Annotated in this window: 5 protein-coding genes and 1 pseudogene; 2 read left to right on the plus strand and 4 right to left on the minus strand. The window is 69.2% G+C overall.

The features are described 5' to 3' along the window. Positions 1-78: 78 nt before the first annotated feature. The 4 genes from TX83_RS14895 to TX83_RS14910 all read right to left on the minus strand — a co-directional run bounded on the left by TX83_RS14895 (position 79) and on the right by TX83_RS14910 (position 2,978). Positions 79-495 carry a hypothetical protein gene (locus TX83_RS14895; protein ID WP_064748756.1) on the minus strand — a complete coding sequence of 139 codons (417 nt, stop codon included), beginning with the start codon at positions 493-495 and terminating at the stop codon, positions 79-81. Then, on the minus strand, positions 492-1,016 hold the full coding sequence (locus TX83_RS14900; protein WP_064748757.1) for a hypothetical protein: 525 nt from the start codon (positions 1,014-1,016) through the stop codon (positions 492-494). Before TX83_RS14900 ends, TX83_RS14895 begins: the two co-directional genes overlap by 4 nt. Before the next feature lie 2 nt (positions 1,017-1,018). Then, entirely contained in the window at positions 1,019-1,381 is a 363-nt protein-coding gene (locus TX83_RS14905; protein ID WP_064748758.1) for a hypothetical protein, read from the minus strand. Between the two features lie 160 nt (positions 1,382-1,541). After that, complete coding sequence (locus TX83_RS14910) at positions 1,542-2,978, minus strand: Do family serine endopeptidase (protein ID WP_064748760.1); 1,437 nt, start codon at positions 2,976-2,978, stop codon at positions 1,542-1,544. Between the two features lie 757 nt (positions 2,979-3,735). Here TX83_RS14910 and TX83_RS14915 point away from each other — a divergent pair. Beyond that, positions 3,736-5,889, plus strand: coding sequence for an adenosylcobalamin-dependent ribonucleoside-diphosphate reductase (locus tag TX83_RS14915; protein ID WP_064748759.1), 2,154 nt, complete (start codon positions 3,736-3,738; stop codon positions 5,887-5,889). Between the two features lie 243 nt (positions 5,890-6,132). Continuing rightward, positions 6,133-6,476 (plus strand): annotated as a pseudogene (locus tag TX83_RS14920) (hypothetical protein); the annotation flags it as partial.

Raw genomic sequence — 6,476 nt, forward strand, 5'->3', positions numbered from 1 at the left:
GGCGCGGGTTCGTCGGCGGCCGGCGGCGCCGGCGCGTCCGCGGCCGGCGGCGGGTTGGGGGTGCTCAAGGCGGAACCGTCAGGCCTGTTCGGTGGTGGAACTGTGCGCCTTGCCGCGTTTGGACGCCACTGCCGTGTAGCCCGGCGCGACGGTCGCTTCGGCCGCGGCCTGGGCGCTGTCGGCCGCCTGTCCGGCCTCGCCGGCGGCGCGATCGGCCTGGTCGGCCGCCTGCTGCGCGCTGCTGCCGGCGAACAGGCCCGACAGCAGAGTGAGCAGTTGCATCAGGTGGCCGCTCTTCGCCGCCAGCTTGACCGGCTCGGCGCGGCCCACGACGAAGCCGGCGGCCAGGCCGGCGACCACGATCCGGCCCGGCGTCCAGGCTTCCTGCCAGCGCGCCTTGAGCGTGTTCTTGCGTTCCAGCGCTTGCTCGTAGCGGCCCTCGAGCAGTTGCTCGCGCTTGGCGACGCGGCGTTGCAGGCGTTCGAACCGGCTCATGCGCGCTCCTGGCGACGTGCGGCGTCGGCGGCGAGATGGGCCTGCAGCTGGTCTTCGTCGAGGTCGCCCAGGCCGAGCCGGCGCAACTGCCGCCGGGTGGCGTGCAGGCGGGTGTATTCGAAGTAATGGATCGCCCGCCAGACGCCGACCGCGGCGACCGCCAGGCTGAGCCCGGCGGCGGCCGACATCGAGCCCAGCCAGGACCAGCCCAGCACGCCCTGCAGCAGCGCGATCAGCGCCGCCATCAGCAACAGCCAGGACGAGGCGCCGAACACGATCGCCACGCTGACCCACAACAGGGCGCGGCCGAGCGCACTGCGGGCCAGGGCGAAGTCGGCGATCAACAGTCCGCGCAGCGCGCGGCCGGTGTCGATCGCCGCTTCCAGGCCCTCGCGGCCGGCGTCGCGGATTTCGCGGTAGGCCTCTTCGATCGACGGCGAGCGCGGACCCGGCGCGGCCGGGTCGGGCGCCGCGCCGTCGTCGGGGGCGGGGTCGTCCGCGGGGCGATGCGGATCGCTCACGCTTACTTGTCGCTGCCGCGGGCCAGCTTGGCGATGATGAAGCCGGCGGCGAAGGCGATGCCGAACGAGGCCAGCGGACGCTCGCGGACCAGGTCGGCGGCGCTTTCGATCAGGTCGCGGCCCTTGTCCATCAGCGCGTCGACTTGCTCGCGCGCGGCGCCGCCGGCGTGCTCGGCGGCGGCGATCCCGGCCAGGGCGCCGTCGGCCAGGTCGGACTTGACGTTGGCCTTGCCGATCTTGAGTTCGTCGCCGGCCACGCTGGCGGCGCTGCGGATCGCGTCGCCGGCGTCGACCGCGGCCTGCTTGAGGTGGGAACCGGCCTGGCCGAGGTTGCTCTTGATCGCGTCGGTCGAGGTGGGGGTCATCGGGGTCTTCCTCCGTGCAAGGGACGAACCGCGGAACGAATCCAGGGTTCTGGCGGACCGCGGTCGGGCGCGGGCCGGAGCCCGGTTCCTAGGCGGCGAGGGGCGCCGCATCGTGCGGCGCGCGTTCATGCCGTTCGCGGCGGCGTGGCGCCCCGCGACGTTACTGCATTTGCAGGTCGCCGCGGCGGTTGCCGCGCACGATACGCAATACCAACTGTGCCGGGGTGCGCGTGAAGCTGGCGCGGAAACCCGGCAGATCGTCGAATTCGCCGCTGGTCGCGGCGACGATGATGTCGTCCTTGCGCAACTGATTGGCCTCGGCGCGGCTGCCGCGGGCGACGCTTTCGACCAGCACGCCGGCGTAGCCGGACTGGCGCAGGCGCTCGGGCATCTCGGCGAAGGTCGCGCCGGTCAGGCGCGGGTCGAGCTCGCCGCCGGCGATCGCCTTGGGTTGCTCGCGCAGGCTGGCGTTGAGCTGCAGCGACTGGCCGTCGCGGCGTACCTCCAGGACGATCTTGCTGCCGATCGCCTGCAGGCCTTCGAAGTTGCGCAGCGCATCGCGGTTGTCGATGCGCTGGCCGTTGGCGCTGAGGATCACGTCGCCCGGCTTGAGCCCGGCCGCAGCCGCGGCGCTGCCGCCGAACACGCGCGAGACCAGCGCGCCGCGCGGTTCGTCGAGCTTGAGCGCGGCCGCCAACTGCGCGGTCACGTCCTGCGATTCCAGCCCCAGGGTGCCGCGCCGGACCACGCCGTTGTTGGCGATCAGCTGGTCCTTGATGCTGCGCGCCAGGTTGACCGGAATCGCGAAGCCCAGGCCGATGTTGCCGGCCATGCTGCCTTGCGGGTTGAAGCTGGCGGTGTTGATGCCGATCAGCTCGCCGTTGAGATTGACCAGGGCGCCGCCGGAATTGCCCGGATTGATCGAGGCGTCGGTCTGGATGAAGTTCTGGTAGCCCAGGCCGCGCAGGCCGCTGCGGCCGACCGCCGAGACGATGCCCGAGGTCACCGTCTGGCCGATGCCGAACGGGTTGCCGACCGCGACCACGAAATCGCCGACCTTGAGCGCGTCGGAATCGGCCAGCTGGATGGCGCTGAGGTTCTGCGCCGGAATCCGCATCACCGCCACGTCGGTGTCCGGGTCGGAGCCGAGGAACTCGGCCTTGACCGTGCGCCCGTCGGACAGGGTCACCGAGACCTCGTCGGCGCCTTCGATGACGTGGTGGTTGGTCAGCACGTAGCCGTTCTTGGCGTCGATGATGACGCCCGAGCCCAGCGACTCGTTGATCCGCTCCTGCGGGATGTTGGGGAACATGCGGCGGAAGAACGGATCGTTGGCGAACGGGTTGCGGATGCGCACGGTCTGCTTGGTGTGCACGCTGACCACCGCCGGGGTCACCCGCTGCAGCATCGGCGCCAGCGAGGGCAGGACCTGGCCGCCGACCGAGGCCGGCAGGGCGGCGGCGGTCGGCAGCGGCATCGCCGCGGCCGCCGGCGATGCGTGCGCCGGCGCCTGCAGGCCGTCGCGGATCGCGGTGGCGGCGAAACCGCCGAAGGCGGCGGCGAGGGCGAGGGTGAGCAGGGTCGGCAAGGGGCGCATCGTGTAGCGATTCCGGTCGGCGTGGTCGGGATGGGCGGTCGATACGGTCGAGATCGTGGCGGCGGCGCGGCCGATCAAGCCTCGCCGGCGGATCGCGCCGCCGGCTTGGACCGCGCCGGCCCGATCTGGTTCAGTCTTCGCGCCAGTGTCGGAGAGCGGCAATAAATAGCCGATGAAGTGGCTGCCGCGAACCCGGTTCGGCGCGGCCCGGCGGGCGTCGCCAGCAGCCTTCGCCGGCGCCGCGCCGGAACTGCGATGCGTGCCCGCGCGGACACTGATAAAGCGTGATAGCCATCAAAAAGGCGTTGACTTCCCGAAAGGGCGGGCGTAGTTTGAAGTCCCTGCGGGGCCACAACATCTAGTGGTCGGCCCTGCGGAGGGAGCCCAAGCTTAGGGGTTCGGCTTGGGTCGGTTGGGCGTCGCCTTGACAGCGAGCGGGCGCATGACAGCTACGGGCGCGAACCTCGAAACACCACCATAAACAGCCGCACGCGGCGCGTAACCACGCGCTCGCGCGCATTGCCGTCGGCGGGGGGCTGGCGGCGAACCGGTGTCCGGGAGGCGCCTCCGGAGGCCGGTCGCAAGACCGCTACACGACCTAGACGAAACAAGCGTTACACAAGACGTTCCGGTACCGACGTTCGACCCCCTCGCCGCCGCGCGCGCCGAGCCCCGACCCGGTTGCCACGTATAAGAAACCACCGATGGCGGGCGCAACCCAACGGCCCGTCGTCAAGATTGAGGAGACGAAACAGGCATGAGCACGGTGCGCCTCGAGGCGGTCAAGAACGCGGCGGTGGAACGAGACATCGCCCTGCAACCCGCGTCCCAGGACATCTGGGACAAGAAATACCGCCTCAAGACCAAGAGCGGGGAGGCCGTCGATGCCGACATCGACGGGACCTACCAACGCGTGGCCCGCGCCCTGGCCGATGCCGAGCCGAGCGCCGAGAAGCAGCAGTACTGGTACGAGCGCTTCGTCTGGGCGCTGCGCCGCGGCGCGATCCCGGCCGGCCGCATCACCTCCAACGCCGGCGCGCTGGAGCACAAGCCGGCCACCTCGACCATCAACTGCACCGTGTCCGGCACCATCGAAGACTCGATGGACGGCATCCTGGAGAAGGTCCACGAGGCCGGCCTGACCCTCAAGGCCGGCTGCGGCATCGGCTACGAGTTCAGCACCCTGCGCCCGCGCGGCGCCTTCGTCGCCGGCGCCGGCGCCTACACCTCCGGTCCGATGTCCTTCATGGATATCTACGACAAGATGTGCTTCACCGTGTCCTCGGCCGGCGGCCGCCGCGGCGCCCAGATGGGCACCTTCGACGTCAGCCACCCGGACGTGAAGGACTTCATCCGCGCCAAGCGCGAAGACGGCCGCCTGCGCCAGTTCAACCTGTCGCTGCTGATCACCGACGGTTTCATGGACGCGGTCAAGACCGATGCCGACTGGCCGCTGGTGTTCCCGGTCAACATCAAGGAACAGGGCGACCTGAACCTGGACGATGCCGAACAGGTGGTCTGGCGCGACTGGCCGACCCACCGCAACTACATCGTCCGCGACGACGGCCTGGTGGCGTGCAAGATCTACGGCCACATCCGCGCCCGCCATCTGTGGGACATGATCATGGTCTCGACGTACGACTACGCCGAGCCGGGCTTCATCCTGATCGACCGCGTCAACGAGATGAACAACAACTGGTGGTGCGAGACCATCCGCGCCACCAACCCCTGCGGCGAGCAGCCGCTGCCGCCGTACGGCGCCTGCCTGCTGGGCTCGGTGAACCTGACCAAGTTCGTGCGCAACGCCTTCACCGACCGGGCCGAGTTCGACTGGGAGGAGTACAAGGAAGTCGTGCGCGTGTTCACCCGCATGCTCGACAACGTGGTCGAGGTCAACGGCCTGCCGCTGGAACAGCAGCGCGCCGAGATCATGCGCAAGCGCCGCCACGGCATGGGCTTCCTCGGCCTGGGCAGCACCGTGACCATGCTCAAGATGAAGTACGGCTCCAAGGAGTCGTGCGAGTTCACCGAGCGCATCGCCCGCGAAATGGCCGTGGCCGGCTGGGAAATGGGCCTGGCCCTGGCCAAGGAGAAGGGCGCGGCGCCGATCATGGACGAGATCTTCGCCGTCACCGCCGAGATGCTGCGCAAGCGGCCGGAGATGAAGGCCGACGGCTGGAAGGTCGGCCAGGAGATCCCGGGCAAGGTGCTGCACGCCAAGTACTCGCGCTACATGCAGCGGGTGGCCGAGGTCGCCCCGGAACTGGTCGAGGAGCTGGCCGACGTCGGCGCCCGCTTCACTCACCACAGTTCGATCGCCCCGACCGGCACCATCTCGCTGTCGCTGGCCAACAACGCCTCCAACGGCATCGAGCCGTCGTTCGCGCACCACTACAGCCGCAACGTGATCCGCGAAGGCAAGAAATCCAAGGAAAAGGTCGACGTTTACTCGTTCGAGCTGCTGGCCTACCGCGAGCTGATCAATCCCAAGGCGATGCCGTTCAGCGACGAAGCCGAGGCCAAGCTGCCCGACTACTTCATCGCTGCCGACGACATCACCCCGAAGGAGCACGTCGACGTCCAGGCCGCCGCGCAGAAGTGGGTCGACAGCTCGATCTCCAAGACCGCGAACGTCCCGACCGACTACCCCTACGAGGACTTCAAAGACATCTACCGCTACGCCCACGAGCAGGGCCTCAAGGGCTGCACGACCTTCCGCTTCAACCCGGCCGCCTTCCAGGGCGTGCTGGTCAAGGAAGCCGACCTGGAGAACACCACCTACCGCTTCGAGCTCGAAGACGGCAGCGTGCTCGAGGTCAAGGGCAACGAACAGATCGAATACGACGGCGAGCTGCACACCGCCGCCAATCTGTTCGACGCGCTCAAGGAAGGGTATTACGGCAAGTTCTGACGGCGACCGCCGCCGCCCCGCCCGCTGCGCCGGGCGGGCGCGCGACGGCTCCGTCCGGTCGGCGGCCGCACCGCCCGCACGCGGACCCCGGGCCGGTCCGCGGGCAACTTCCAGCCAGGCCCTGGCGTGTGGAACCGGCCATTGTTCCGCGCGCGCGAAGCAGGTATAGCATCGTCACGGCAACACCCCGATTGCAGTAACCGCATTCATCGCCCAGAGCAGTTTGCCCACCAGGAGGGCATCATGAGCAACGGTAATGGAGTGACGGCGACGCTGACCCAGGCCGCCGAGAACGTGAAGGAAACCGCGTCCCACATCGGCAGCGCGATCGCCTCGCGCGCCGAGGAGGCCGTGGCGTCGGTCAAGAAGACCGCCACCAAGGCGCGCAAGGCGGCCAAGAAGGCGGTGGGCACAGCCAAGAAGAAGCTTGCCAAGGCCAGCGCCAAGGCCAAGAAGGAAGTGTCCGAGCTGACCGGCAAGAAGACCGCGAAGAAGGCCACCAAGAAGACCGCGAAGAAAGCCGCCAAGAAGACCGCCGCCAAGAAAGCGGTGAAGAAGGCGGCGAAGAAGGCCCCGGCCAAGAAGGC

Source organism: Lysobacter antibioticus HS124 (assembly GCF_000336385.2).
GTDB classification, from domain to species: Bacteria; Pseudomonadota; Gammaproteobacteria; order Xanthomonadales; family Xanthomonadaceae; genus Lysobacter; species Lysobacter firmicutimachus.

Excerpts from the sequence above, each read along its gene's own strand:
- TX83_RS14895 (WP_064748756.1), bottom strand. The coding sequence starts at position 495 with ATGAGCCGGTTCGAACGCCTGCAACGCCGCGTCGCCAAGCGCGAGCAA.
- TX83_RS14915 (WP_064748759.1), top strand. The coding sequence starts at position 3,736 with ATGAGCACGGTGCGCCTCGAGGCGGTCAAGAACGCGGCGGTGGAACGA.
- TX83_RS14905 (WP_064748758.1), bottom strand. The coding sequence starts at position 1,381 with ATGACCCCCACCTCGACCGACGCGATCAAGAGCAACCTCGGCCAGGCC.
- TX83_RS14910 (WP_064748760.1), bottom strand. The coding sequence starts at position 2,978 with ATGCGCCCCTTGCCGACCCTGCTCACCCTCGCCCTCGCCGCCGCCTTC.